The organism is Amycolatopsis camponoti (assembly GCF_902497555.1).
GTDB classification, from domain to species: domain Bacteria; phylum Actinomycetota; class Actinomycetes; order Mycobacteriales; family Pseudonocardiaceae; genus Amycolatopsis; species Amycolatopsis camponoti.
Map to the genome: position 1 here is coordinate 1,664,708 of NZ_CABVGP010000003.1, position 24,292 is coordinate 1,688,999.

24 protein-coding genes are annotated in these 24,292 nt (G+C 71.0%); 16 read left to right on the forward strand and 8 right to left on the reverse strand.

What is annotated here, in order from left to right; all coding sequences use genetic code 11:
- Window positions 1-3 precede the first annotated feature (3 nt).
- The 4 genes from AA23TX_RS44595 to tsaE are packed head-to-tail and all read left to right on the forward strand — an operon-like array spanning window position 4 to window position 3,795.
- Window positions 4-1,095: an ABC transporter ATP-binding protein gene (locus tag AA23TX_RS44595; RefSeq protein ID WP_155548909.1), complete on the forward strand. Its 1,092-nt coding sequence runs from the start codon at window positions 4-6 to the stop codon at window positions 1,093-1,095.
- Between the two features lie 29 nt (window positions 1,096-1,124).
- Window positions 1,125-2,240, forward strand: a complete 1,116-nt coding sequence (gene alr / locus AA23TX_RS44600) for an alanine racemase (protein WP_155548910.1) — start codon at window positions 1,125-1,127, stop codon at window positions 2,238-2,240.
- Window positions 2,237-3,334, forward strand: coding sequence for an alpha/beta fold hydrolase (locus tag AA23TX_RS44605; protein WP_196425879.1), 1,098 nt, complete (start codon window positions 2,237-2,239; stop codon window positions 3,332-3,334). Before alr ends, AA23TX_RS44605 begins: the two co-directional genes overlap by 4 nt.
- Window positions 3,319-3,795, forward strand: a complete 477-nt coding sequence (tsaE, locus tag AA23TX_RS44610) for a tRNA (adenosine(37)-N6)-threonylcarbamoyltransferase complex ATPase subunit type 1 TsaE (protein ID WP_155548911.1) — start codon at window positions 3,319-3,321, stop codon at window positions 3,793-3,795. Before AA23TX_RS44605 ends, tsaE begins: the two co-directional genes overlap by 16 nt.
- A gap of 49 nt (window positions 3,796-3,844) precedes the next feature.
- On the opposite strand, the gene AA23TX_RS44615 is transcribed toward tsaE, so the two are convergent.
- From AA23TX_RS44615 to AA23TX_RS44625, 3 genes are all read right to left on the reverse strand, one after another.
- Window positions 3,845-4,807 carry a serine hydrolase gene (locus tag AA23TX_RS44615; RefSeq protein WP_155549475.1) on the reverse strand — a complete coding sequence of 321 codons (963 nt, stop codon included), beginning with the start codon at window positions 4,805-4,807 and terminating at the stop codon, window positions 3,845-3,847.
- Window positions 4,808-4,917: 110 nt separating this feature from the next.
- Entirely contained in the window at window positions 4,918-6,249 is a 1,332-nt protein-coding gene (locus AA23TX_RS44620) for a carboxyl transferase domain-containing protein (RefSeq protein ID WP_155548912.1), read from the reverse strand.
- A complete protein-coding gene (locus AA23TX_RS44625; protein ID WP_155549476.1) occupies window positions 6,242-7,666 on the reverse strand; it encodes an acyl-CoA synthetase in 1,425 nt (474 codons plus the stop codon). The genes AA23TX_RS44620 and AA23TX_RS44625 overlap by 8 nt, the downstream gene beginning before the upstream one ends.
- Window positions 7,667-7,765: 99 nt before the next feature.
- Here AA23TX_RS44625 and tsaB point away from each other — a divergent pair, with 99 nt between their 5' ends.
- The 3 genes from tsaB to tsaD are packed head-to-tail and all read left to right on the forward strand — an operon-like array spanning window position 7,766 to window position 9,953.
- Complete coding sequence (gene tsaB, locus AA23TX_RS44630) at window positions 7,766-8,431, forward strand: tRNA (adenosine(37)-N6)-threonylcarbamoyltransferase complex dimerization subunit type 1 TsaB (RefSeq protein ID WP_155548913.1); 666 nt, start codon at window positions 7,766-7,768, stop codon at window positions 8,429-8,431.
- Window positions 8,428-8,907, forward strand: a complete 480-nt coding sequence (rimI, locus tag AA23TX_RS44635; RefSeq protein WP_155548914.1) for a ribosomal protein S18-alanine N-acetyltransferase — start codon at window positions 8,428-8,430, stop codon at window positions 8,905-8,907. The genes tsaB and rimI overlap by 4 nt, the downstream gene beginning before the upstream one ends.
- Window positions 8,907-9,953: a tRNA (adenosine(37)-N6)-threonylcarbamoyltransferase complex transferase subunit TsaD gene (gene tsaD, locus AA23TX_RS44640; protein WP_155548915.1), complete on the forward strand. Its 1,047-nt coding sequence runs from the start codon at window positions 8,907-8,909 to the stop codon at window positions 9,951-9,953. The genes rimI and tsaD overlap by 1 nt, the downstream gene beginning before the upstream one ends.
- 150 nt (window positions 9,954-10,103) lie before the next feature.
- Here the strand turns inward: tsaD and wecB are convergent, their stop codons facing one another.
- The 3 genes from wecB to AA23TX_RS44655 all read right to left on the reverse strand — a co-directional run bounded on the left by wecB (window position 10,104) and on the right by AA23TX_RS44655 (window position 12,310).
- A complete protein-coding gene (gene wecB, locus AA23TX_RS44645; protein WP_155548916.1) occupies window positions 10,104-11,255 on the reverse strand; it encodes a non-hydrolyzing UDP-N-acetylglucosamine 2-epimerase in 1,152 nt (383 codons plus the stop codon).
- A 93-nt stretch (window positions 11,256-11,348) separates the two neighbouring features.
- Window positions 11,349-11,531 carry an LAXTG motif-containing small protein gene (locus AA23TX_RS44650; RefSeq protein ID WP_155548917.1) on the reverse strand — a complete coding sequence of 61 codons (183 nt, stop codon included), beginning with the start codon at window positions 11,529-11,531 and terminating at the stop codon, window positions 11,349-11,351.
- 11 nt (window positions 11,532-11,542) lie between these two features.
- The gene (locus AA23TX_RS44655; RefSeq protein WP_155548918.1) at window positions 11,543-12,310 is read right to left on the reverse strand and encodes a choice-of-anchor protein CoaP; all 768 of its coding nucleotides are present in this window, start codon (window positions 12,308-12,310) and stop codon (window positions 11,543-11,545) included.
- 377 nt (window positions 12,311-12,687) lie between these two features.
- Here AA23TX_RS44655 and xrtP point away from each other — a divergent pair, with 377 nt between their 5' ends.
- Both xrtP and AA23TX_RS44665 read left to right on the forward strand, forming a co-directional pair.
- Complete coding sequence (gene xrtP, locus AA23TX_RS44660; protein WP_500676499.1) at window positions 12,688-13,182, forward strand: exosortase P; 495 nt, start codon at window positions 12,688-12,690, stop codon at window positions 13,180-13,182.
- The gene (locus tag AA23TX_RS44665; protein WP_155548919.1) at window positions 13,179-14,555 is read left to right on the forward strand and encodes an XrtP-associated glycosyltransferase; all 1,377 of its coding nucleotides are present in this window, start codon (window positions 13,179-13,181) and stop codon (window positions 14,553-14,555) included. The genes xrtP and AA23TX_RS44665 overlap by 4 nt, the downstream gene beginning before the upstream one ends.
- Before the next feature lie 19 nt (window positions 14,556-14,574).
- Here AA23TX_RS44665 and AA23TX_RS44670 read toward each other — a convergent pair whose 3' ends face one another.
- On the reverse strand, window positions 14,575-16,449 hold the full coding sequence (locus tag AA23TX_RS44670) for an N-acetylmuramoyl-L-alanine amidase (RefSeq protein WP_196425881.1): 1,875 nt from the start codon (window positions 16,447-16,449) through the stop codon (window positions 14,575-14,577).
- Window positions 16,450-16,864: 415 nt separating this feature from the next.
- Between AA23TX_RS44670 and groES the strand changes: the two genes are divergently transcribed.
- Together groES and groL are read left to right on the forward strand one after the other, a co-directional pair.
- Window positions 16,865-17,158, forward strand: a complete 294-nt coding sequence (gene groES, locus AA23TX_RS44675) for a co-chaperone GroES (protein ID WP_007031106.1) — start codon at window positions 16,865-16,867, stop codon at window positions 17,156-17,158.
- A gap of 98 nt (window positions 17,159-17,256) precedes the next feature.
- Window positions 17,257-18,870, forward strand: a complete 1,614-nt coding sequence (groL, locus tag AA23TX_RS44680) for a chaperonin GroEL (protein WP_155548921.1) — start codon at window positions 17,257-17,259, stop codon at window positions 18,868-18,870.
- A 115-nt stretch (window positions 18,871-18,985) separates the two neighbouring features.
- On the opposite strand, the gene AA23TX_RS44685 is transcribed toward groL, so the two are convergent.
- Entirely contained in the window at window positions 18,986-19,288 is a 303-nt protein-coding gene (locus AA23TX_RS44685; protein WP_043792619.1) for a WhiB family transcriptional regulator, read from the reverse strand.
- Window positions 19,289-19,497: 209 nt separating this feature from the next.
- Between AA23TX_RS44685 and AA23TX_RS44690 the strand changes: the two genes are divergently transcribed.
- The 5 genes from AA23TX_RS44690 to AA23TX_RS44710 all read left to right on the forward strand — a co-directional run bounded on the left by AA23TX_RS44690 (window position 19,498) and on the right by AA23TX_RS44710 (window position 24,271).
- Complete coding sequence (locus AA23TX_RS44690) at window positions 19,498-20,442, forward strand: MerR family transcriptional regulator (protein WP_155548922.1); 945 nt, start codon at window positions 19,498-19,500, stop codon at window positions 20,440-20,442.
- 327 nt (window positions 20,443-20,769) lie between these two features.
- Window positions 20,770-21,636 carry a hypothetical protein gene (locus AA23TX_RS50625; RefSeq protein ID WP_155548923.1) on the forward strand — a complete coding sequence of 289 codons (867 nt, stop codon included), beginning with the start codon at window positions 20,770-20,772 and terminating at the stop codon, window positions 21,634-21,636.
- A gap of 131 nt (window positions 21,637-21,767) precedes the next feature.
- Window positions 21,768-22,364 (forward strand): response regulator transcription factor, encoded by a 597-nt coding sequence (locus tag AA23TX_RS44700; RefSeq protein ID WP_003073605.1) that lies wholly within the window; start codon window positions 21,768-21,770, stop codon window positions 22,362-22,364.
- Between the two features lie 395 nt (window positions 22,365-22,759).
- Entirely contained in the window at window positions 22,760-23,332 is a 573-nt protein-coding gene (locus tag AA23TX_RS44705) for a sigma-70 family RNA polymerase sigma factor (protein ID WP_026468912.1), read from the forward strand.
- Window positions 23,333-24,271, forward strand: a complete 939-nt coding sequence (locus tag AA23TX_RS44710) for an anti-sigma-D factor RsdA (RefSeq protein WP_155548924.1) — start codon at window positions 23,333-23,335, stop codon at window positions 24,269-24,271. It abuts the gene before it with no gap.
- Window positions 24,272-24,292 lie beyond the last annotated feature (21 nt).

Genomic DNA, 24,292 nt, shown 5'->3' on the forward strand with positions numbered 1-24,292 from the left:
CCGATGGCTTCCATCACCTACGACAAGGCGACCCGGCGCTACGCCGGTTCGGAGCGCCCCGCGGTCGACGCGCTGGACCTGGAGATCGCCGACGGCGAGTTCCTGGTGCTGGTCGGCCCGTCCGGCTGCGGCAAGTCGACCAGCCTGCGCATGCTCGCCGGCCTCGAGGACATCGACGACGGCGCCGTCTGGATCGGCGACCGCGACGTCACGCAGCTGCCGCCGCGCTCGCGCGACATCGCGATGGTGTTCCAGAACTACGCGCTGTACCCGCACATGACGGTCGCGCAGAACATGGGCTTCGCGCTGAAGATCGCCGGGCGTCCCGCGTCCGAGATCAAGCAGAAGGTCCTCGAGGCCGCGAAGCTGCTCGACATCGTGGACTACCTCGACCGCAAGCCGAAGGCGCTCTCCGGTGGTCAGCGCCAGCGCGTCGCGATGGGCCGCGCGATCGTCCGCGAGCCGCAGGTCTTCCTGATGGACGAGCCGCTGTCGAACCTCGACGCGAAGCTGCGAGTGTCGACGCGTACGCAGATCGCCGCGCTGCAGCGCCGCCTCGGCGTCACCACGGTCTACGTCACGCACGACCAGGTCGAGGCCATGACGATGGGTGACCGCGTCGCCGTGCTGTCGGACGGTCTGCTGCAGCAGTGCGACACCCCGCGCGCCCTGTACGACCGGCCCGCGAACGCTTTCGTCGCCGGGTTCATCGGCTCGCCTGCGATGAACCTCGCCACCGCGAAGCTGACGGCCGACGGGGCCGAGGTGGGCGGCGCGCGCGTGCCGCTGACCCGCGAGACGATCGCCGCCGCCGACGGCGACACCGTGACCCTGGGCTTCCGCCCCGAGGCCCTCGAGGTCGTGACGAACGAGGACGGCGCCCTGCCGATCAAGGTGGACCTGGTCGAGGAGCTCGGCTCGGACGCCTTCGTCTACGGCAAGCTCGCCCAGACCGACGCCGACGACACCCGGCCCAACGTCGTCGTCCGGGTCGACCCGCGCACGCCGCCGGCCATGGGCGACACCCTGCACCTGCGGATCCGCCCCGACGAGCTGCACGTGTTCTCCGCCACGTCCGGGCTGCGCCTGCCCTGACCTCGGGTCATGGGAAACTGGGAGTCGCCATGACTCCCAGTTTCTCCCGCGCCCGGGTCGACATCGACCTCGACGCGATCCGCCACAACCTCACCCTGCTGGGCGCCCGCGCGCCCGGTGCCGAGGTGATGGCCGTGGTGAAGGCCGACGCCTACGGCCACGGCGCGCTGCCGGTGGCGCGCGCCGCGGTCGAGGCCGGCGCGGGCTGGCTCGGCACGTGCTCGCTCGGCGAGGCCCTGGCCCTGCGCGAAGCCGGGATCACGACCCGGCTGTTCAGCTGGCTGGACACTCCGGACGTCGACTTCGCGCCGGGCATCGAGGCCGGCGTCGACCTCGCGGCCAGTTCCGTGGGTGAGCTACGCCGCATCGCGGCCGCCACGCCGGTGGGTACCCGGGCTCGTGTGCACCTCAAAATCGACACCGGGCTCTCGCGCAACGGCTGCCCGCCCGCCCAGTGGGCCGAGCTGGTCGAATCGGCGGCCGCCGAACCGCGGGTCGAAGTCGTCGCGATCTGGTCCCACCTCGCGTGCGCGGACGAGCCGGACCACCCGGCGACCGACCTCCAGGCGAAGCGGTTCGCCGAGGCCTACGACGCCGCCCGCGCCGCCGGGCTCGACCCGAAGCGGCACCTGGCGAACTCCGCGGCCTTGCTCACCCGGCCGGACCTGCACTTCGACATCGTCCGCCCGGGCATCGCGATGTACGGGCTGAATCCGGTGCCGCAGGCCGAAGACCTGCGCCCGGCCATGACGTTCCGGTCCACGGTCGCGCTGGTCAAGCGCATCGAAGCCGGCGAATCGGTTTCCTACGGCCACACCTGGACGGCTTCGCGCGACACGAACCTGGCGCTCGTGCCGGCCGGGTACGCCGACGGCGTCCCGCGGTCGCTGTCCGGGCGGATGGACGTCTGGCTCGGCGGGCAGCGGCGGCCGGTGGCCGGGCGGGTCTGCATGGACCAGCTCGTCGTCGACTGCGGTGACTTCGAGCCGTCCGTCGGCGATGAGGTCGTCCTGTTCGGCGCCGGTGGGAACGGCGAGCCGACGGCCCGGGAATGGGCCGACAAGCTGGGCACCATCGACTACGAGGTCGTCACCTCGATGTACCGCCCGCGGGTGCGGCGCCGGTATCTGGGAGAGCGCTCGTGACACCTTCACGTCGACTGCTGGCCATCGCCGGCGGGGTCGGGGCCATCGCCACCGGGACGGCCGCCGCCGCAATCGTCGCCGCGCAGCAGCGGCGGCACAGTGAGGATCCGTACGTGGACGAGCCGCTGGGGGAGCTGAAGCCCGACCGCGTCTACACGGTCGCGGCCGACGACGGCACGCCGCTTTCGGTCGAGGAGATCGACCCGGGGGACGGCGGCAAGCCCGAACTGACTGTCGTGGGGGTACACGGCTTCGCGCTTTCGCGGCGCTGCTGGCACTTCCAGCGTCGCGACCTCGAGTCGCTTCGGCTGCCGCGCGTGCGTCAGGTGTACTACGACCACCGCGGCCACGGCCTGTCCGGCGCGGCTTCGGCGGAGAACTCGACGATCGAGCAGCTGGCGCGCGACCTCGACGTCGTGCTGCGGTCCGTGGTGCCGGACGGGCCCCTCGTGCTGATGGGGCACTCGATGGGCGGCATGGTGATCATGGAGCTGGCCGCCGAGTTTCCTTCCTTGTTCGAAGAGCGTGTCGAAGGCGTCGCGTTCATCGCGACCGCGGCGGGCGAAGTGGGCGCACGCGGGTTGCCGCGTTCGCTGCTCTCGAAGTACAACCCGCTGACGCGCGCCGCCGGCGGTCTCGCCGGCTGGCAGCCGGGGCTGGTGGAGTTCGTTCGCGCCGCGGGTGGGCAGCTGACGCGCCAAGCCGTGCGGCGCTTGGCTTTCGGCAGCCGCGACGTCGCGCCGAGGCTGGTCGACTTCATGCTCGAAATGCTCGAGGTGACGCCGGTCCGCGGGCTCGTCAACTTCGTCGACACGCTCGGCAGCCACAACCGGTACGCGGCGCTGGCCGGGTTGAAGCACGCGGAAGTGCTGGTCATCGGCGGCGATTCGGACCGGTTCACGCCGTTCTCGCACGCCGAGCGGATCGCGTCCGAGCTGCCCGACGCGGAGCTGGTGCGCGTGCGCGGCGCCGGGCACATGGTGCTGCTCGAACAGCCCGAGCTGGTGACCAGCCACCTGATCGATCTCCTGCAACGCTGTTCCGGTGTGGACGGCATGACTTCAGCCCGGCGAAACTGGTGGTGGCAGCGTTGACGCATCTGTACCCGAAGCCCGAAGACACGATGGAGTTCGGGCGGTCCCTCGGCCGTTCGCTGCGCGCGGGCGACCTGGTGCTGCTCGCGGGTCCCCTCGGCGCGGGCAAGACGACGCTGACCCGCGGCATCGCGGACGGCCTCGGCGTCGGCGGCCGCGTCAGCTCCCCGACGTTCGTCCTGGCCCGCGTCCACCCGGCGGGCGCGGCGGGAGTGCCGCTGGTGCACGTGGACGCGTACCGCCTCGGCGGTGACCTGTCCCAGCTGGACGACCTCGACCTGGACACCGACCTGGAACGCTCGGCCATCGTGGTCGAGTGGGGCGAGGGTTCGGCGGAACGGCTGTCGGCCGACTACCTGGTGGTGCGGCTGGACCGCCGCGAGGACGACGTCCGCGAGGTCACCCTGGAACCGCACGGCACCTGGGTCGACCGGGTTCCGGAGCTCGCCAAGACCTCGTGAGTGAGAAACAGTGTTCTAACCCTGTTTCTCACTCACGAGGTAGCTGCGGTCAGCCGCCGTTGTATTGCTGGTAGGCCGGTGCCCGGAAGGTCCTGGCGCCGGCGCCCGCGATCTTGTCGACCGCGCGCAGGAACTTCGGCCCCATCTTCGCGCTCGCCTGCCGGACCGGGTGCGTGGCCCCGAAGTCCTCCGGGTTCGCCTGGCCGTGCGCGAACATCGAGTAGATCAGCACCGGCTTGCCCGCGGCGTCGAACATGATGCCCGCCTCGTTGCGGCCGTCGTTCAGCCAGCCCGCCTTCGTGGCGATCCTCGCCCGATCGACGGACGACATCTCCCGGCGGATACCGTCGGTGAACGCCACCTGCGACCGCAGGATGGACAGCAGGTACTCCGTCGACGCCGGGCTCAGCAACGTGCCCGCGACCAGTGCCTTCAGCAGGTCGTGGGTCTCGCGCGGAGTGGTCTGGCCGAGGAAGTAGCGGTTCGGGTTGGCCACCGGCGTGACCTGGGTCTTGGGGAAGCCCTTGGTCACCAGGATCTGGTTGATCTCGGCCGCCGGAACCACGAGCCCCACCAGCCGGACGCACGTGTCGTCCGAAACCGTGAGGAACAGCGACAGGACGTGCCCCAGCGTGAACGCGCTCGGGTACGCCTGGTCCAGGATGATGATGCCGTCACCACCCGGCACGACGATGCTCGCCGGCACCTGGACCTGCTGGTCCAGGGTGAGCAGGCCACGGTCGATCTTGTCCATCAAGGTGACCGCGACGGCCACCTTGTTGACGCTGTACGCCTCGACGATCTCGTCGGACGCCACGTCGACGGCCACCTCGTCGGCCACGCTGATGTAGGAGTTCCAGATGCCGCCTGCCTCAGCGGCCGCGGTGTCGTAGACGCGCCGCACTTTCTGCCTGGCCCGGTCCGGTGTGGCCGGGCTGGCCTCGATGTCTGCTTCCTGCGCGTACGCGGGAGAGCCGGCCAGAATGCTTCCAGCGGCGACGGCGGTCCCCAAACCGAACGCCGCTCGCCTGTTGAGTCGATACCCCATCGCAAGATCCAACCACGGATGGACCCGTCGGCGGCACAAAGCTCGCGAAGAGGTCGTGAGTGAGAAACAGTGTTCTAACCCTGTTTCTCACTCACGACCGCGCGGGCGACCCCGAGGTCCACCAGGTCCTGTGGCCGCAGGTGCAGCTGGTTGGCGATGTCCGGCACCTCCGAAGCCGGTCGCTTCAGGATTGCCGCCGCGGCTTCCGGGGAGGTCACCGAGAAGTACGCGTCCGGGGTCACCCACGTCGACTCCAGGGCCGCGAACGCCAGTGCGCCGCCCGAGCCGCCCTCGCCGATCACCAAGGTCGTCACCGGGATCGAGGCCGTCGCGACCGCTTCGAACATCGCCGCGATCGCGCCGCCCGCGCCGGCCTGCTCGGCCGCCGCGTCGTTCGCCGCGCCCGGGGTGTCGACCAGGGTCAGCACCGGGATGCCCAGCCGGGAAGCCAGCTTGACCAGCCGCGCCGCCGTCCGGAAGCCCGAAGGCAACGTCGGTGTGCCGCACTGGGCCGCGTACGCGATCGTCCGGCCGTCGCGCCAGCCGAAGCCGCACAGGACACCCGGGTCGACGCCGCCGGTGCGGTCGCCGCTGACGTCCGAGCGCCAGTCGAAGTACGCGTCGAGGTACTCGACGGCTCGCGGCCGACGCGGGGAACGCGCGGCCTCCACCGCTTCCCAGCCCGTCGAAGGCAGCGAAGCCGCTCGTAGCGCCGAAGGTGGCGGAGCGGCCGCCGACGAGCGTGCGGTCAGCAGCCGCAGCCACCGTTCCAGGGTCGGGCCGAGCGCGTCCGGGGACACCAGAGCGTCGACCTGACCCCACTCGTACTTGGCCTCCGCCGTGTACGCCTCCGGCGAGCCGTCCGGACGCACTCGCGAGCCCGCGAAGCCGACCTGTGCTTCCGGCAGCGCGAGGATGACGTCGGCACCCGCGCCGAGCGTCGCCCAGCCGCCGCCGGTCGTCGGGTCGCGCAGCACGGAGATCTGCGGGATGCCCGACGCCCGCGTCAGCGCCGACGCCCGGGCCACCCGCTGCAGCTGCATCAACGCGCGCATGCCCTGCTGCATGCGGCTGCCGCCGGTCGAAATCAGCGATACCACCGGCAGCCGCGCGTCGCGCGCGTGCGCGAACGCCGCCTCGATCCGGTCGCCGGTGCGCTGCCCGAGCGACCCGCCGAGGAACCCGAACTCGAACGCGATCAGCACGGCCTCGACGTCGCCGACCTTCGCCGTCCCGCAGACGACGGACTCCTTCTCACCGGTGCGCTCTTCGGCGGCGGAGCGTGCTTCGCGGTAGCCGGGCCAGCCGATCGGCCCGTCGGCCGGCTCGTCGCGCAACGGCGTGGGGAACTCCACGAAGCCGTTGGCGATCGCCCCGACGACCTCGCGCGCCGGCTGCCTAGTCACCGAGCGCCCGCTTCATGACCTTGCCCATGTCGTTGCGCGGCAACGCGTCCAGGTAGCGGACGACCCGCGGGCGCTTGTGCGGCGCGAGCAGCTTCGCGACGTGGTCGGCCAGCTCCTCCGCGCCGGGTGGCTCCCCGTCGGGCACGATCCACGCGACGATCCGCTCGCCGAGGTCGTCGTCCGGCTCGCCGGTGACGGCCGCCTCCGCGACACCGGGGTGTTCGAGCAGCGCGTTCTCGATCTCGCCGGCGCCGATCTTGTAGCCGCCGCTCTTGATCAGGTCGGTCGCCTTGCGCCCGACGATCTGCACGTACCCGTCGGAGTCGCGGGTGGCCATGTCGCCGGTGCGGAACCAGCCGCCGTCGAACGCGGCCGCCGTCGCGTCCGGGCGGTTGAGGTACTCGGTGAACAAGTTGGGCCCGCGCACCTGGATCTCGCCGACGCTGTCGAGGTCCTCGATCGTCTCGCCGGCTTCGCCGACCAGCCTGAGCTCGACGCCGCGCAGCGGGACGCCGACGGTGCCGGGCTTGCGCTCGCCGTCCGCGCGGACGCTCGTGTTCATCAGCGTCTCGGTCATCCCGTAGCGCTCGACGACCTGCTGGCCGGTCGCCGCGGTGATCCGCTGGTGGTCGTGCACCGGTAGCGCGGCCGACCCGGAAACCAGGAGCCGTGCGTTCTTCAGCGCCTCCGCCAGTGCGGTGTCCGTGGCGACCTCGCCGGCGATGCGGTGGTACATCGTCGGGACGCCGAACAGCATGGTCGCGCCGGTCGCCAGCTCGCGCGTGACGCCTTCGGTCGAGAAGCGGCCGAGGTGGCGCACCGAACCGCCGCGGCGCAGCGGGCCGAGGATGCCGAGGATCAGGCCGTGCACGTGGAACAGCGGGAGCCCGTGCACGAGGACGTCTTCGCCGGTCCAGCCCCAGGCGTCCTCGAGAGCGTCGAGCGTCGTCGCGATCGACCGGCGGGGGAGGACGACGCCCTTGGGCGGGCCGGTGGTGCCCGACGTGTAGACGATCAGCGCGGGCGTCTCGGGGTCCGGCTCGTCCGGGATCGGCGTGGCTTCGCCGGTCAGCGGGATGTCATGGCGGGGCAGCGCCGCCAGGCCTTCGGGCAGCTCGACGCCCGGTTCGGCCAGCACCAGCTCCGGTTCGCTGTCGGCGAGGATGTGGGCCAGCTCACGCTCGCCGATCTTCGGGTTGAGCGGCACGGCCGGGACGCCGGCCAGCAGCGCGGCCACGACGGCGACGCTCGTGTGGAGAGTCGGGGTCGCCCAGACCGCGACCCGGCCACGGGGCAGCCCGGCGGCGAGACCGCCGGCGACCGCGGCGAGTTCACGGTAAGCAAGAGCCTGTTCGCCGAACCGGAGGGCTTCCTTGCCCGAACCTGACGCGAGGGTGGGGAACAACGGGTCGGGCACCGCGGGGACCTCCCAGAGTCGCACTCGCCCCGCACGTTACCGTGCGGATCAGTCCCCTGCAGCAAGCGGCCGAAGGCCCTGGTCGTACGCTTGCTTACCGTGTTGGTACTGGCGATCGATACCTCGACCCCGGCGGTCACCGCGGGCGTCGTCGAGGCGGACGGCGACGGGGTCGAGACGCGCGGCGAACGCGTCACAGTGGACCCTCGCGCCCACGGCGAGCTGATCATGCCGCACGCGCTGGCCGCCGCCGAGGCCGCCGGAGTGTCGCTCAAGGACCTCGACGCGATCGTCGTCGGCGTCGGGCCCGGCCCCTTCACCGGCCTGCGCGCCGGGATGGCCACCGCCGCCGCGCTCGGGCACGCCCTCGGCCTCCCGGTGTACCCCGTCTGCAGCCTCGACGCGCTGGCCGCCGACGTCGTCCGGAGCGACAGCGCTTTCCTCGTCCTCACCGACGCCCGCCGCCGCGAGGTCTACTGCGCCGCGTACGACGCCGCCGGGAACCGCACCGACGGCCCGCACGTCCAGCGCCCGGCCGAGCTGGAGACCGGGATCGAGGTCGCGGCCGGCGACGGCGCGGTGCTGTACGCCGACGCGCTCGACGTCCAGCCGATCGAGCCGCGCTTCCCGTCGCCCGCCGGCTTGGTGAAGGTCGCGCGGAGTGCGTTGCTGGCGAAGGAAACGCCCGCGCCGCTGACGCCCCTGTACCTGCGCCGTCCCGACGCCGCCGAGCCCACCGCGCCGAAACGGGTGACCGCGCCGTGAGACTCGAGCCGCTGCGCCGCCGGGACATCGCCCGGTGCGTCGAGATCGAGCAGATCCTCTTCCCCGGCGACGACCCGTGGAGCTCCCGCGCCTTCCACTCGGAGCTGGACGCGGGCAACTTCTACCTCGCCGCGCGCCCGGACGAGAGCGACGAGCTGCTCGGGTACGCCGGGCTCGCCGTCGTCGGACGCCGGCGCGGCGAGTACGAGGCGACCGTGCACACCATCGGCGTCGCGCCCGAGCACCAGCGGCGAGGCATCGGCAAGGCGCTGCTGCGGGCCCTGCTGGAGCGGGCCGACGAGTTCGAGGCGCCGGTGTTCCTCGAGGTCCGCACGGACAACGACTCGGCTCTCGCGCTGTACGAGAGCCACGGCTTCGAACGGCTCGGCATCCGGAAGCGCTACTACCAGCCCTCCGGCGCCGACGCGTACACGATGGTCCGCCCGGCGCGGACGCGAGACGAGGTGGCGGGCTGATGTCACGCATCATCATGGGCATCGAGAGCTCGTGCGACGAGACCGGCGTCGGCCTGGTCCGCCTGCACGACGACGGCACGGTCGAGCTGCTCGCCGACGAGGTCGCTTCCAGCGTCGAGCAGCACGCCCGGTTCGGCGGCGTGGTGCCCGAGGTCGCGAGCCGCGCGCACCTCGAGGCGATGGTCCCGACGACTTCGCGTGCCTTCGAAAAAGCCGGGCTCGCACTGTCCGATGTGGACGCCATCGCGGTGACGGCCGGCCCTGGCCTGGCCGGTGCGCTGCTGGTCGGCGTGTCCGCGGCGAAGGCTTACGCGACGGCGCTGGACGTGCCCTTGTACGGCGTCAACCACCTGGCCGGGCACATCGCGGTGGACACGCTGCAGCACGGGCCGTTGCCGACGCCGTGCCTGGCGCTGCTGGTCTCCGGTGGGCACACCCAGCTGCTGCGCGTCGACGACATCGCGTCGGAGATCACCGAGTTGGGGTCCACTGTGGACGATGCAGCTGGTGAGGCGTACGACAAGGTTGCGCGTGTGCTGGGCCTGCCGTACCCGGGCGGTCCGCCGATCGACAAGGCGGCTAAGAACGGGAATCCTTCCGCGATCGCGTTCCCGCGTGGCATGACGGGTCCGCGCGACGCGAAGAACGACTTCTCGTTTTCGGGCTTGAAGACGTCGGTGGCGCGCTGGGTCGAGGGTGCGGCTCGGCGCGGTGAGGAGATCCCGGTGGACGACGTTGCTGCGTCGTTCCAGGAGGCCGTTGCGGATGTGCTGACCATGAAGGCGATTCGTGCGGCGAAGGAGCAGGGGATTGGCACGATCGTCATCTCGGGTGGCGTTGCGGCGAACTCGCGGCTGTCGTCGCTGGCGGCTGAGCGCTGTGCCGCGGCCGGGATCGAGCTGCGGGTTCCGCGGCCGCGGCTGTGCACGGACAATGGGGCGATGATCGCGGCGCTGGGTGCGCATGTGGTGGCGGCCAAGCGTCCGACCGCGTCGCTGGACTTCAGTGCTAACCCGGCTCTGCCGGTGTCGGTGGTGTCGCTCTAGGGGCGTCCGCCACCCCGCTCGCCCATTGTGACTACGGCCGGCGGCACCGGGTCAAGACGGGAAAGATGCCTTGACCCGGCGTCGCCGGCCGTGTTCTGGCTTCGGATCGGGGTTGCGGGGGGTGTGGGTCCCTTTCTTCCGGGGTGCGCGTCAGGACGCCGCCGCGTGCTTGTGTGCCGGGGAGCCCACGCCCAGTAGCTCCTCGATTGCCGCCACGGCCAGTGCGGCCGCTTTGCCTTCGCCGTAAGGGTTTCCGACCTGCGCCGGCTGTAGCTCGCCGCTCAGCAGACGCGCCGCCGTGTCGGCGATTCGTTCCGTGTCCGTTCCCACCAGCCACGCGCAGCCCGCCTCCACGACCTCCAGCCGCTCGGTGACGTCGCGCAGGACCAGCACCGGTGTGCCGAACGTTGGCGCCTCCTCCTGGATGCCGCCCGAGTCCGTCAGCACAAGTGATGCCAGGCGCAGTGCGCGGACCAGGTCCGGGTACTCCAGCGGGTCCGTCACCGTCACGCGTGGCAGGCCGCCCAGTGCCGCCTCGACCTGGTCGCGGACCTGGGGGTTCGGGTGCGCCGGGAACAGCACCTGCACGTCCGGGTGCTCGGCCACGATCAGCTGCACCGCGGCCAGCGTCCGCTCCAGGGGCTCGCCCCACGACTCACGGCGGTGCGACGTCACGAGTACCAGCCGCTCGTCCGCCTCCGCGATCTCCATCTCCAGCAGCGCCAGCGCCGTGTCGCGCGCCGGGAGGTCGCGTGCCGCGATCTCCAGTACCGCGTCGACCACTGTGTTGCCCGTGACCGCGATCCGTTGCCGCGCAACGCCTTCCGAGCGCAGCGCGGCGGCCGCGCCGAGGGTCGGTGCCAGGTGCAGCGCCGCCAGGCGGGACACCATCTGCCGCGCGCCCTCCTCCGGGAACGGTGCGGTGAGGTCGTGCGTGCGCAGCCCGGCTTCGAGGTGCACCACCGGGATGCCCAGCCAGAACGCCGCCAGCGCGCCGGCGAGCGTCGTCGTGGTGTCGCCCTGGACGACGAGTGCGGCCGGGGCGAACCGGCGCAGGACGTCGTCGAGCGCGGGCAGCAGGCCCGCGACCAGCTCCGCCTGGCCGCCGGTCACGCGCGGCGGCACGTCCAGCCACGCGTCCGCGACCAGGCCGAACGGGGACAGGGCCTGCTCGACCATGCCCGCGTGCTGCCCGCTGTGGACCAGGATCGGCCGCATGGCCGGGTGCTCCTCCAGCGCGAGTGCCAGCGGCGCGAGCTTGAGCGCTTCCGGCCGCGTCCCGGCCAGCAACATCACATCCACCCCGCGGTGCCCCTTCTCCACATCGTCCAGTGTCCAGCAAATCGTCGGCAAGGGCCGCCGGCGTGCGAGGGGCGCACGCCGACGGCCCCGGCCTCAGTGCTCCCGCGCCTGGGAGAGGCGGCGGTTGCGGCGGTGGACGGCGATCAGCGCGACGGTCCCGAGCAGGACCAGGAGCACCCCGACGGCCAGCCACCACCCGACGTCGGCACCGGTGGCGGCGAGGGTGCCCACCCCGCCACCGGCCACGCCGACGCCCGCACCCGGCATCTTGTACATCCGGGCCTCACTCAGGCCTGTGCCGCGCGACGGCGGTAGATCCGCGTCCCGACCGGCAGGGCGATCGCGCCGAGCAGGCCGAGCCCGATCCACAGCCCCGCGCCGGACGCCAGCGGCATCGGCGGCGCGGCTGGGCCGCAGGTCGCCGAGGACACGATCACGTCACCCGAGCCGAGTGCGCCGACGACGCCACCGAGCAGCTTCACGTGGATGGCGTTGACCGTGAGGCTGCCGTCGGCGTTCTTGATCTGCTCGTTGAGGATGATCGTCGCGACGTTGACCAGGCCGATGGCCACCTTGATCTGGGTGTTCGGCGCCGGGTTGGCGTCGACCGCGCCGATGCTGCCGAGCTTCGCGTCGGCCAGCGTGCTGCTGCCCTTCACCCCTTCCTGGGTGGCGGTGCAGACGGCTTCGACGGTCTTGACGCCGACGGTGCCGAGTGCGGCCTTGAGCAGCGGCAGGCCGACGTCGGCGGTGGTCGCCTTCGCCGTCACCGCGCCGGAGTTGTCGTCGCGCTTGGCCTCGGTGGTGATCACGCCGGCGGTCAGGATGCCGGCCGCGTTCGCACTGGCCAGGGTGTTCGTCGTCGGTCCGGCGGTGTTCGCGGCCGCGAGCGGCCCCACCTTGACCGCGGGCTGGCCGAGCAGCGTCACGTTGACGTCGACGCCGTACGCGGAACCGTCGCCGGGGGCCGCCGAAGCGGGGGTCGCGCCGGCGAGCACGACGCTCGCCACGACCGCGGCGAGCAGCCCGCCACGGCGTACGAGGGAGCTCTTCATCAACTGATCCTCCGAATTCGCTGAGTTTCCGGGTGAAAGCGTGACCGCGGGCGCGGATCGATCCTGCCTGCCTCGATTCGGCACGCGAATCGACTATCGCCAAGACCGCCGCGAATAGCACACAAAATGGGGTTGATCACCGGATCGGGTAGTGCTTTCGGGCGTTTTCGCAGGTCGAACCCGACGTCACCCGGTCGGCCTAGCAAGTTCGACGGCGATTCTGCCGAATGGCCGGTCAAACCCCACCTCCGAGTGGAATCGCGGGGCGTCCATGACTTACGCTCGCCCGGGGTCCGCAGCTTGACCGAAGAACCGACACCGAGAGGACCGTCGTGGCCGTAGCGAGCGCTCCGAACTCAGGTACGACGAAGTTTCCCCTGGTCATCGCACTCGGTGCGCTGATGGTCGCGGGGGCCGCGTTGGTGCTGGCCGAGCGGTTCTACCGCGAACTGGAAGTGCGCCTCGCCGGCGTGATCCTCGATCTCATCACTACATCGGGTGTTTATGTAGCGCCCGATCGGGAGTCCGTTTACTTTGGGTTGAGCAGTGCTACTCCATTCGGGTTGAGAATGACGCCGGAATGTTCTTCCGCGTTCCTTTTGCTGCCACTGCTCGTTGTGACGATGGCGATGCTGTACTTCCGGCCAGCCAATGCGAAGCGGCTCTTCTTTTCCCTCGGCATTTCCGCGCTCGTCGTCGTCTTGGTGAATCAACTGCGCATTCTGACGATCGTCGGGCTGGTCCACGAGTTCGGCACCGACGAGGGCTACTACTGGGGCCACACGCTGCTCGGCTCGATGGTCAGCGTGCTCGGTGGCGCCGTCTCGCTGGTCCTGTTCGTCTGGCTGGCCACCCGGAAGAAGAAGGCATGAGCGTCAAGGTCCTGCTGGCGATCACGCAGGCGTTCGCGCTGACGATGAGCGTGGCGTTCCTGGTGTACGTCGTCGTGATCGTCGTGCCGTACCTGCGCCGCAAACCCGCGCCGGTGGGTGATCCGGCGGACTTCACGTGGCACTTCTTCGTGCCGTGCCGCGACGAAGAGTCCGTCATCCGCGAGACCATCCGCTACCTGCGCACGACGTTCCGCAAGGCGCACGTCTGGGTCGTCGACGACGACTCCGACGACCGCACCGCCCGCGTCGTGCGGATGCTGTGGCGGCGCCACGGCGGTTACGACCCGTACCTGCACCTCGTGCCGCGCGTGCGCCCCGAGGCCCGGACCGGCAAGGGTGACGCCCTCAACGCCGCCTACCGGGCGCTCAACGACTGGATGGGCCCGGAGGCGACCCGCGACGACGTCGTGGTCGTGGTGGTCGACGCCGACGGCCGCCCGGCCCCGAACTGCCTGGAGGTCTGCGCGGCGGACCACCTCTTCGGCGACGCGGGGATCGGCGCGGTCCAGCTCGACGTCTGGATGAGCAACGTCGGCACGCCCCCGCCGACGCGCAACCCCGTCGGCCGCTGGTTCGGCCTGAAGCTGGCGCAGCTGCAGGACCTCGAGTTCCGGACGGCGATCGCGGCGATCCAGACGTCACGCGGCTTCACCGGCACGATCTCCATGGGCGGCAACGGCCAGTTCACCCGGCTCACCGCGCTCGACTCGATCGCCGGCCCCGACGAACAGCCGTGGCGCGGCTCGCTGCTGGAGGACTTCGAGCTCGGCGTCCACCTGCTCACCGAAGGCTGGCGCACCGGGTTCACGCCGGATTCCCATGTGGCGCAGGAGGGTCTGTACAGCCTGCGGCGGTTCCTGGTGCAGCGCACGAGGTGGGGCCAGGGCACCATGCAGTGCGCGCGGTACCTGCGGCGGATCTGGGACTCGCCGCACGTCAGCACGCTCGGCGCGGCGGAGATGATGTACTACCTGGCCCAGCCGTGGCTGCAGCTGCTCGGCTCGCTGCTGTACCCGATCCCGTTCATCCTGCTGATCGCGAGCACCGCGGGCGACCCGGCGCAGATGTGGACGTGGTTCACCGGCGGCGCATGGATCCTCTTCGCCATCTACGGCTCGTTCGGGCTGCTCCCGTTCCTCGTCTGGGGCCCGATCTACCAGCTGAAGTGCTTGCGCAGCCGCAATGTGTTGCGCGGCATCGGTCTCGGCTTCGCCTACGCGGCGTACATCTACACGTTCTACGTGACGTCGTGGCGCGCGCTGTTCCGCCTGATCCGCGGCCGCAACGGCTGGGCGAAGACGCGCCGCAACACCGAGCAGGCGGCCGGGGCGAAGGTCGCGCTCGACGCGTGAGCGCGACCTCCGCCCTCGGTCAGAAGGCCGGGAGGATCCGGACGTCGTCCGCCTTGACGAACGCGATCCGGTGCCCGAACTGGATCTGGACGTACTTGAGCTTGCCCTTCACCACCACGTGGTCGGCCACGTCGAACGTCGTGGCCGAGTAGTACTCCGAGCCGACCGTCCCGGCCGAGGAGTACTTCTGCCCGGCCGCCAGCGTGTACGGCAGCGGCGTGATGGCCTGCACCTTGACGTTCGCCGGGTAGGCCTCGGGCTCGGGGTACGCGCGCCCGTAGACCGGGATCGTCGCCAGCCCCGGCTTCGGGGTCACCACGAGCCCGATCGCGGGCTTCGCGACGCGGGCGCCGCGCGGGTTGTGGAACCAGCCCTTCTGCCCGAGGTACCAGATCGCGGTCCAGTCGCCGCTGACGTCGGCGACGGCGTACCGCTGCCCGGTCGCGGCCCGGCTGCCGACGTCGGAGACGGCCATGGTGGACGGCGAGCCGTCGGTGTGCAGGCCGACGTCCTTCAGCAGCGGCGAGGCGTCATTCGGCTCGGAGTGCAGTACGACGGCCTCGGAACCCCTTGCCGCGCAGGGCGTTCCGACGGCGTCACAGCCGGTGAAGATCGGCTGGTTCTTCGCGAAGTCCGGGTCGATGGTGACCAGCGACGAGCCGGGCAGCCCGAACCCGCCGAGCGGCGCGCCGAGCAGGTCGAAGTAGTGCGACCAGTCCCAGTAGGGGCCAGGGTCCCAGTGCATGCCCGCGATGGTCGACGGGACCGTCCCCGGCACGTTGTCGTGGCCGATGATGTGCGCCCGGTCGAGCGGGATGTCGTACTTGCGCGCGAGGTAGCCGACGAGCTTCGCGCTCGACCGGTACATCGCTTCGGTGTACCAGGTGCCCTTCGCGGCGAAGCCCTCGTGCTCGATGCCGATGGACTTCGCGTTGATGTACCAGTTGCCGGCGTGCCAGGCGACGTCCTTGGTCGGCACGTGCTGCGCGATCAGGCCGTCGTTGGAGCGGATCGTGTAGTGCCAGCTCACGTACGTCGGGTCCTGGGCGAGCTTGAGGACGCTGTCCCAGTAGCCCTCGGTGTCGTGGATGACGATGTGGTCGATCTTCTGGCTGACCGGCCGGTTGGCCAGGTCGTGGTTGCCGTAGTCGTCGTTCGGCAGTTCCTGGTACGGCGCCGGGACCGACTCGCAGGCGACGGTCCTCGGGCACTCGACGTTCGCGGGGTTGCCGGGGTGCTGCTTCGCGGCGACGTCCGGCGTCGCGGCCAGGGTGACCTGCTGACCGTCGTCCGTGGTGCGGGCGACGCCGGTCTTGATCGTGTCGAAGACCTCGTCGGCGAACGTCTGGGCGGCTTCGCCGGTGGATCCGCTGTAGCGCGCCACGGCGTCGTACCAGTCGGCTTGGCCGGCGTGGTACTTCGCGAGCAGGGCGGCGCCGCCCCGGATGTTCTGGGCCGGGTCCGTGCGGAGGGTCTCGGCTGTTTGGCCGGTGAGCTGGGCGGCCTCGTCGATGGTCTGGAGACCCGGTGGGGGAGTGGCGGGACCGGCCTCCGGGTGGAGGGCGGGGCGGGCGTCGTCGCCGCGGGGGTCTTCGGTGCCCTCGTCGTGGTGGGAGGTGGCTGCTCCGGCTTCCCTCACGTCGGTGAGGTGCATGGGGCCGTAGCCGGCCGACGTGCTGGGCGTTCCGGCGTTGAAGTCCCAGCGGGACTCCAGGTAGGAGACGCCGAGGAGGACGTTCTCGGGGACGCCGAACTCGGTGGCCGCGGCGGTGAAGTCGCGTTGGCGTTGTTCGGTGGTGGCTGCTTGGGCCGGGGCGGTGGCCAGCGCGGCGGTGAGGGAGACGGCGGCGGTGAGGACCGCCGCTCTGGAGAGGGGACGGGTTGACATGGGCATAAACCCCCAGGGTTCTGGTGCCAGGTGGTGAGAACCTAACCAGAAACTCACGCCAGGGGTAAGAGGCGGTGACCGCTCCTCGTCGCTCGATTGTTCAACACCGGATACCCGGCCTCACGGGCGCCTTCGGCGTCGCTTCGCGATGAGCTTCGCTCACCCTTGACCCCGGCTCTCCGGCGCTGACTGCGGCGGGGACGAGGGGCGGGGGAGGTCTAGGGCGGTCTGTGTTGGCGCCGGTCAGGGGGTCGTTCGAGGCTGCTTCACACGCCGGTGGGGACCCTCCTTGCACGACTGGCACTCACGTGGCTAGAGTGCTAATCGCACGGCCCGACAGCCCCGGCACCCGCGACGGCGGGGGTGGTAGAGCCGTAACCACATCCTGCCAACGCTTTCGACGACCGTGGAGGTCAACCCGGTGAGCGTGAACATCAAGCCGCTCGAGGACAAGATCGTTGTCCAGACGAGTGAGGCCGAGGAGACGACCGCTTCCGGCCTCGTCATCCCCGACACCGCCAAGGAGAAGCCCCAGGAGGGCAAGGTTCTGGCCGTGGGCCCGGGCCGCATCGACGACAAGGGCAACCGCGTCCCGCTCGATGTCTCCGTCGGCGATGTCGTCATCTACTCGAAGTACGGCGGCACCGAGGTCAAGTACAACGGTGAGGACTACCTGATCCTGTCCGCCCGCGACGTGCTGGCCGTCATCAACTGACGTCCGCTCGCAGCGCATGACGCCCCGGGCCCCGCACAACGCCGGGGAGCGGGGCGTTCTTGCGTTTCAAAGACACCGAAAGGTAAGCGGAACACGCTATGCCCAAGCAGATCAGTTTCGACGAGGACGCTCGTCGCGCGCTGGAGCGCGGGGTGAACAAGCTCGCCGACGCGGTCAAGGTCACCCTCGGCCCGCGCGGTCGTCACGTCGTGCTCGACAAGAAGTTCGGCGGCCCGACCATCACCCTCGACGGCGTGACCGTCGCCCGTGAGATCGAGCTCGACGACCCCTTCGAGAACCTCGGCGCGCAGCTCGCCAAGAGCGTCGCCACCAAGACCAACGACGTCGCCGGCGACGGCACCACGACCGCGACCGTGCTCGCGCAGTCGCTGGTGAAGGTCGGCCTGCGCAACGTCGCGGCCGGCGCCAACCCGACCTCGATCGGCCGCGGCATCGAGGCCGCCGCGGAGAAGGTCATCGAGGTCCTCAAGGCCAAGGCCACCCCGGTCAAGGGCCGCAAGGACATCGCCCAGGTCGGCACCGTCACCTCCCGCGACGCCACCATCGGCGCCCTGCTCGGCGAAGCCGTCGAGAAGGTCGGCGAAGACGGCGTCATCACCATCGAGGAGTCGTCGACCCTGGCGACCGAGCTGGTGATCACCGAGGGCGTCCAGTTCGACAAGGGCTTCCTCTCGGCGCACTTCGCGACCAACCCGGAGGAGCAGAAGGCGATCCTCGAGGACGCCTACATCCTGCTCGTCCGCGAGAAGGTCTCGTCGCTGGCCGAGCTGCTGCCGGTGCTCGAGAAGGTCGTCGAGGCCAAGAAGCCGCTGCTCATCATCGCCGAGGACGTCGACGGCGAAGCGCTGTCCACTCTCGTGGTGAACTCGCTGCGCAAGACGATCACCGCCGTCGCGGTCAAGGCGCCGTTCTTCGGCGACCGCCGCAAGGCGTTCCTGGACGACCTCGCGGTCGTCACCGGTGGCGAGGTCATCTCCGCGGAGATCGGCCGCAAGCTGTCCGACGTCGACCTCGGCGCGCTGGGCAAGGCCCGCCGGATCGTCGTCACCAAGGACGACACCACGATCGTCGACGGTGCCGGCACCAAGGACGCCATCTCCGGGCGGGTCGCGCAGATCCGCAAGGAGATCGAGACCACCGACTCCGACTGGGACCGCGAGAAGCTGCAGGAGCGGCTCGCGAAGCTCGGCGGCGGCGTCGCGGTCATCAAGGTCGGCGCGGCCACCGAGACCGAGCTGAACGAGCGCAAGCACCGCATCGAGGACGCCGTGGCTTCGACCAAGGCGGCCGTCGAAGAGGGCATCCTGCCCGGCGGTGGTTCGGCGCTGGTCCACGCGGTCAAGGAGCTCGAAGGCGGCCTCGGCCTCGAGGGCGACGAAGCGACCGGTGTCCGCATCGTGCGCGACGCGCTGTCCGCCCCGCTGTTCTGGATCGCGACCAACGCGGGCCACGAGGGCGCGGTCATCGTCAACAAGGTCCGGGAGCAGAGCTGGGGCCAGGGCTTCAACGCCGCCACCGGCGAGCTGACCGACCTGCTGGCCGCCGGCATCGTCGACCCGGTCAAGGTGACCCGGTCCGCGGTGGCGAACGCCGCCTCGATCGCGCGTCTGGTGCTGACGACGGAGTCGTCGATCGTCGAGAAGCCGGCCGAGGAAGAGCCCGCCGCGGGCGGCCACGGCCACTCGCACTGATTCAGGCGAGAGCGGGGCGGTACTCCCTCGGGAGTGCCGCCCCGCTTCTTTGTGTCCGGAACAGCACGAAGGGCGGCACCCCACCCGGTGCCGCCCTCCGATGTCTGTGGGGCGCTCAGCCGCCGGACATGCTGAGCGCGCGTTTGTCGGACTTGATGAGGTGCTCCCGCTCGGACTCCGAGAGCCCGCCCCAGATGCCGTAGGGCTCGTGCACGGCCAGCGCGTGGCTGCGGCACATCTCCAGGACGGGGCAGCTCAGGCAGACCGCCTTCGCCCTGGCCTCCCGCCGTGCCCGCGCCGGGCCGCGCTCGCCGTCCGGGTGAAAGAAGGACGCGCTGTCCATCCCCCGGCACGACCCTTCGAGCTGCCAGTCCCACATGTCGGCGTTGGGTCCTGGGAGCCTGCGCGTGTCTGCCATCCTGACCGCCTCCGTCAATCGGTCGATGCCGCTAGCTGCTCTGCTGTGGTGCCGATACTCCATTCGGTGCAACGGCGGTAACGTTAGAAGCGCGCCAATAGTTGTTCAAGCGATTCGGTTCGATTCAGCCGTTAGGCATCCCCCGGATGTGTGAGCAGGGGTTTCGCCTCCGGTTGCCGACTGCGCTGAGTGCCTGGATATTGAGGCTCGTGGGAGCTGGGTCGGGTACCGAAGAACCCACCCTGCCGGTGGCCTCGGTCGCCCGCCGGCTCGGGGTCGCGCCGTCCACCCTCCGAACCTGGGACCGCCGCTACGGGCTGGGTCCCAGCCGGCACACCGACGGCCGTCACCGCCGCTACGGCAGCTCCGACATCGGCCGCCTCGAACTGATGCAGCGAGCGTTGCTGAGCGGCGCGTCGACGGCCGAGGCCGCGCGCTACGCCCTCGAGCAGATGCCGCGCTCCGGGCCGCCCCAGCCGGAGGAGCCCGAGGACCCTCCGGGGGTGTCCGGCGCCGACGACGGACTCGAGGTCCGTTCCCGACTGGCCCGCCGCCTGAGCACGGCGGCGCTGGCGATGGACGTGGGCGCGGTCCAGCGGATGCTCGCGGACACGATCGCCGAGCTGGGCGTCCTCCCGGCGTGGACGGGCGTGGTCGAGCCGGTGCTGTCGGCCCTGGGAGCCCGCTGGCGCGGCGCGAGCGCGGGCGCGGAGGTCGAGTACCTGCTGGCGGAGTGCGTGTTCGCGGCGCTGGTCCGCGCGACCCCGGTGCTGGACGAGCCCCGCAACACGCGCCCGGTGCTGCTGGGCTGCGTCCCGGAGGAGCGCGACTCGATGCCGATGTACGCACTGGCGGCGTCCCTGGCCGGCCGCCGCATCGGGGCGCAGCTGTTCGGGGTGCCGTTGCCGGCGGAGGTGCTGGCGGTGGCGGTCCGCCGCAGCGCGCCGGCGGCGGTGGTCCTGTGGGCCCACCGCCGCGGGGTGGCGGACACGCGGCTGTTCGCGAGGGTGTCCCGGGGCAGGCAGCGGAGCCGGCTGTTCGCGTGCGGGCCCGGATGGGACCCGGCGGGGCTGCCGGACAAGGTGGAGCTGCTGACCGACCTACCGGGCGCGGCAGACCGGCTCGAGCACGTCCTGGTGGGCGGACGGGGGTAGACCCCGAGTTGTCCACAGGCGAGGTTTGGTTGTGGACAACTTCGCCGCGGGGGCCGCGGTCCCCCGGTTTTGTCCGGCCTCGCCGATAGACTGGCCAAGGGGACGCCCCCCAGGGAAGGGCGGGGGCGTGCTGTCCGGGCCGCTGCCGCCCGCAGGCCACGCCAGCTGGCATCTCGTCGGAGTCAACTCGAGAGCAGCACCGTCGATCTTGCTGGAACCCCAGGGGAAGGCTGTCCGGGCCGCCGCCGCCCTCGGGCGAACCGGGCGATCCGCGAGGCGGCTCACTTCGATCATGTTTCTGTCGGTGCCACCCGCTAGAAAGGACGGGTGCACGAACCCGCCCTCAGGGCCGCCGCGTTCGGGAGCGATCCGCTCCCGGACCCCGCCGTCACGCGCGGAGCCGGCGGAGGGGCCCGCACCCCCCGGGGGCGGCTGCTCGCCGCCATCGTGCTCGGCGCCCAAGGCCGGTATGCCGCCGCCGCGGCTCTGCTTGGCCCCCTGAGGCACGAAGCCGGTCCGGTCGAGGCCTCACTCGCCGCCAGCGCCCTCGCCGCCCACCGGAGGCAGCTGGGCGGCCACCGGCAGGCTCGTGCGCTCGACGGTGAGGCCTTCGCGAAAGCCGCCGGCCGGGACAGCCGCCCCGACCCGGACGGTCTCGACGCCGCGGGCGCGCGAGCCGATGCCCTCCTCGGCCTGGCCGCCGACAACCTCGCCCTCGGGCGCCTCGGCGCCGCTCGCAGGCTCGCCGAGCGTGCGACCCGCGAGGACGATCGGTGGCGAGCCCGGGTCCGCGGCGGCTGGGTCGGGGCCGAGATCGAGCTCGCCGCAGGTCAGGGCGCCGCCGCCGTGCCGCACGCCGAGCGCGCATTCGAAACGGCCGAAGCCCGCGGTGCACGGCGGCACGTCGTGAAATCCGGGATTGTGCTGGCCGTGGCCCTGCGGGCCGCCGGGGCTCCCGATCACCGGGAGATTTCGGACGGTCTTGTCGGAAATGCAATGGCGACGGCCGAGGAATGCGAACTGCTTTCACTTTTGTGGCCGGCCGCCCTCGTCATGGCCGATCTGCGCCCAGGACACGCCGAGGAGTATCGATTCAGAGTGGCAGAGGTGTTGCACGCAGTGTTACGAAGCGCAGATCCTTGCGGGAGGAGGATCGCGGGGGAATCACCATGGGTCCCCGCCCCGGGTGGTTGAGCCGTCGGAATGGGGTGTTCCGGCATCCGGGCTAAGAAACTTCAAAAAAAGCCACCGGATCGTGTCAAGGTTCGGGCTAAAGCGTCCGATAGGGGAAGTGGAATGTCACCCGGCTGCAGGAAGGAAACCCCGTGACGACGGTCTTGATCTGCGACGACCGACGCAGTGTCCGTGAAGGGCTCACCCGAGTGATGTCCGCGGTCCCTGGGGTCAGTCGCATCGACTGCGTAGCGCACGGTGACGAGCTGCTGGCCCGGTACTCCCGTCAGCCCGTCGACGTCGTGCTGGTCGGAACGCAACGCGCGGTCCCGACAGGTGTCGAAGCCACTCGACGGCTCGTCTCCGCCAACCCCCAGGCGAACGTCATCGTCTTCGGTGCCCCCGACGACGCGGGCAGCATCGCCGCGGCGATCGCCGGCGGTGCCCGTGGCTACCTCCGCTGGGACGCGTCCCGGCCGGAGCTGGTCGCCGCACTGGCCCACACCCTGGCGAGCACCTCGGTGCCCGCGCCCCGTCAGCCGTCCGACCCGGGCGTCCAGCTGACCGAGCGCGAGCTTCAGGTGCTCCGCGGGATGAGCCAGGGCAAGAGCAACGGCCAGATCGGCCGCGAGCTCTACCTGTCCGAGGACACGGTGAAGACCCACGCCCGGCGGCTGTTCCGCAAGCTCGGCGTGCGCGACCGCGCGCAGGCCGTGGCGCACGGCTTCCGTCGCGGCCTGGTCAGCTGACCCGTCCCCGCGGCTTCTCCTCGATCCTGACACGGCCGGAATACAGGTGACGACGGGCCAGGGCGCGCACCGCCCTGGCCCGCACTTGTGTGGTCCCCATCACACTCCGGCGCCCCTTCGGGCAGCCACCGGGCGGAACCCCGTCCCGGCACCCGTCCCTCCGACGGATCTCGTACCCGCGACACCGTTCGTTCGTTGAATCGGCGATGACGACCGCGGGTCTGCAGGACCATCCGTATTTCCGTGCCTTCAGACGGTGCGGCGCGCCGGGAAGCACCGCGCGCGCCGGTCCGAAGCGGCCCGAAGGTACGGTAGCGGTCACCGGTTCGGGGTGGAGGCGACCACGGGCCGGGTTCTTTGCACACCTACACGTAACACTGGGACTGTTGTCTGCGATGGCCAATGTGGGGGATGGACTGGATGAACCGGTCGCCGCTGCTGTCGAGGGAGATCCCCAGGCAGTGGAGCGGCTGCTGGCTGCTATCCGTCCACTGGTAGTGCGGTATTGCCGCGCCCGGGTTGGCAGGCAGGAGCGATCTTTCGCTTCGGCGGACGACGTTGCGCAGGAGGTGTGTCTCGCGGTGCTAACGGCATTGCCTTCGTACCGCGATCAAGGCCGTCCGTTCCTGGCCTTCGTCTACGGGATCGCCCAGCACAAGGTGGCCGACGCGCATCGCGCCGCGGCGCGCAACCGGGCCGAGCCGGTGGCCGAGATCCCCGACGAAGTCGAGGGCGGGGTCGGTCCCGAGCAGCGGGCGCTGCAAGGTGAGCTGAACGAGCGGATGTCCCAGTTGTTGCAGGTGCTGCCGGACAAGCAGCGGGAGATCGTGGTGTTGCGCGTGGTCGTGGGCCTGTCGGCGGAGGAGACCGCGGATGCGGTCGGCTCCACGCCCGGTGCCGTCCGCGTCGCCCAGCACCGCGCCCTCGCGCGGCTGAGAAAGGTCCTGGCCGCGGAGGAGGTGATCTGAGTGACCGGTCACGAGAAGGGCTACGAGCCCGATGACGTGTTCGGCAATGGCTTGTCGTCTTCGGAGGCGGAGTTCGCCGCCGACCTGTCGGCGGTCCAAGCGGACGATGCTCTGCTCGACGCGCTCGGCGGGTCCGATCCGGCGCTGGCCGACGGCCTCGGCGATCAGGAGCTCAACGCGTTGCTGGTCGCGTGGCGAAGAGACATCGACAGTGAGCCTCTGGCCGAACTGGTCGACGTCGACACCGCTGTGCGGACCGTCACCACCGCGAGTCTCGCGAAGCAACACGCTTCGAGCGGACGCCGCCGCAGGCTGCTCGTCCCGGTCGCCGTCGCCGCCGCTGTGCTGGCGATCGCGTTCACCGGCACCGGGCTGGCCGCGCGCTCCGCAGAACCCGGCGACACCCTGTGGGGCCTCGCGAAGGTCCTGTACTCCGATCACACCCGCTCGGTCGAGGCGGCCGCGAACGCGAAGGTCGACCTCGAGAAGGCGAACCTCGCCATCGCCGGCGGCAACCTCGACGCCGCCCGCGAAGCCCTCGACGCCGCGCAGGCCGCCCTGTCGCAGGTCAGCGACGAGGACAACCGCGACCAGCTGATGGAGCAGCACCGGCAGCTCGCCGCGCAGCTCCAGAACCCGGAAGCGCCGGTCCAGGGCCCGACCCAGACGACTCCGACGCTGGTGCCGCCCGGTGCCTCGTCGACGCAGGTGCCGCCGGCCGGCTCGGCGACGTCCATCCCGGGCAGCGGCAGCGGTACCACCAGCCTGCCGGGCACCGGGACGCCGACCCCGACGCCCCCGCCGCCGCCGACCACCACGCCGCCGCCGCCGACCACCGAGCCGCCGCCGAGCACCACGGCCGCGAGTGGCAACGACCCCGGCACGAACACGGGCCGCAGCGAGTCCTCCGTCGGCGGCCAGAGCTCCGGCGGCGAGTAAGAGCTTCGGATACGAAAGAGC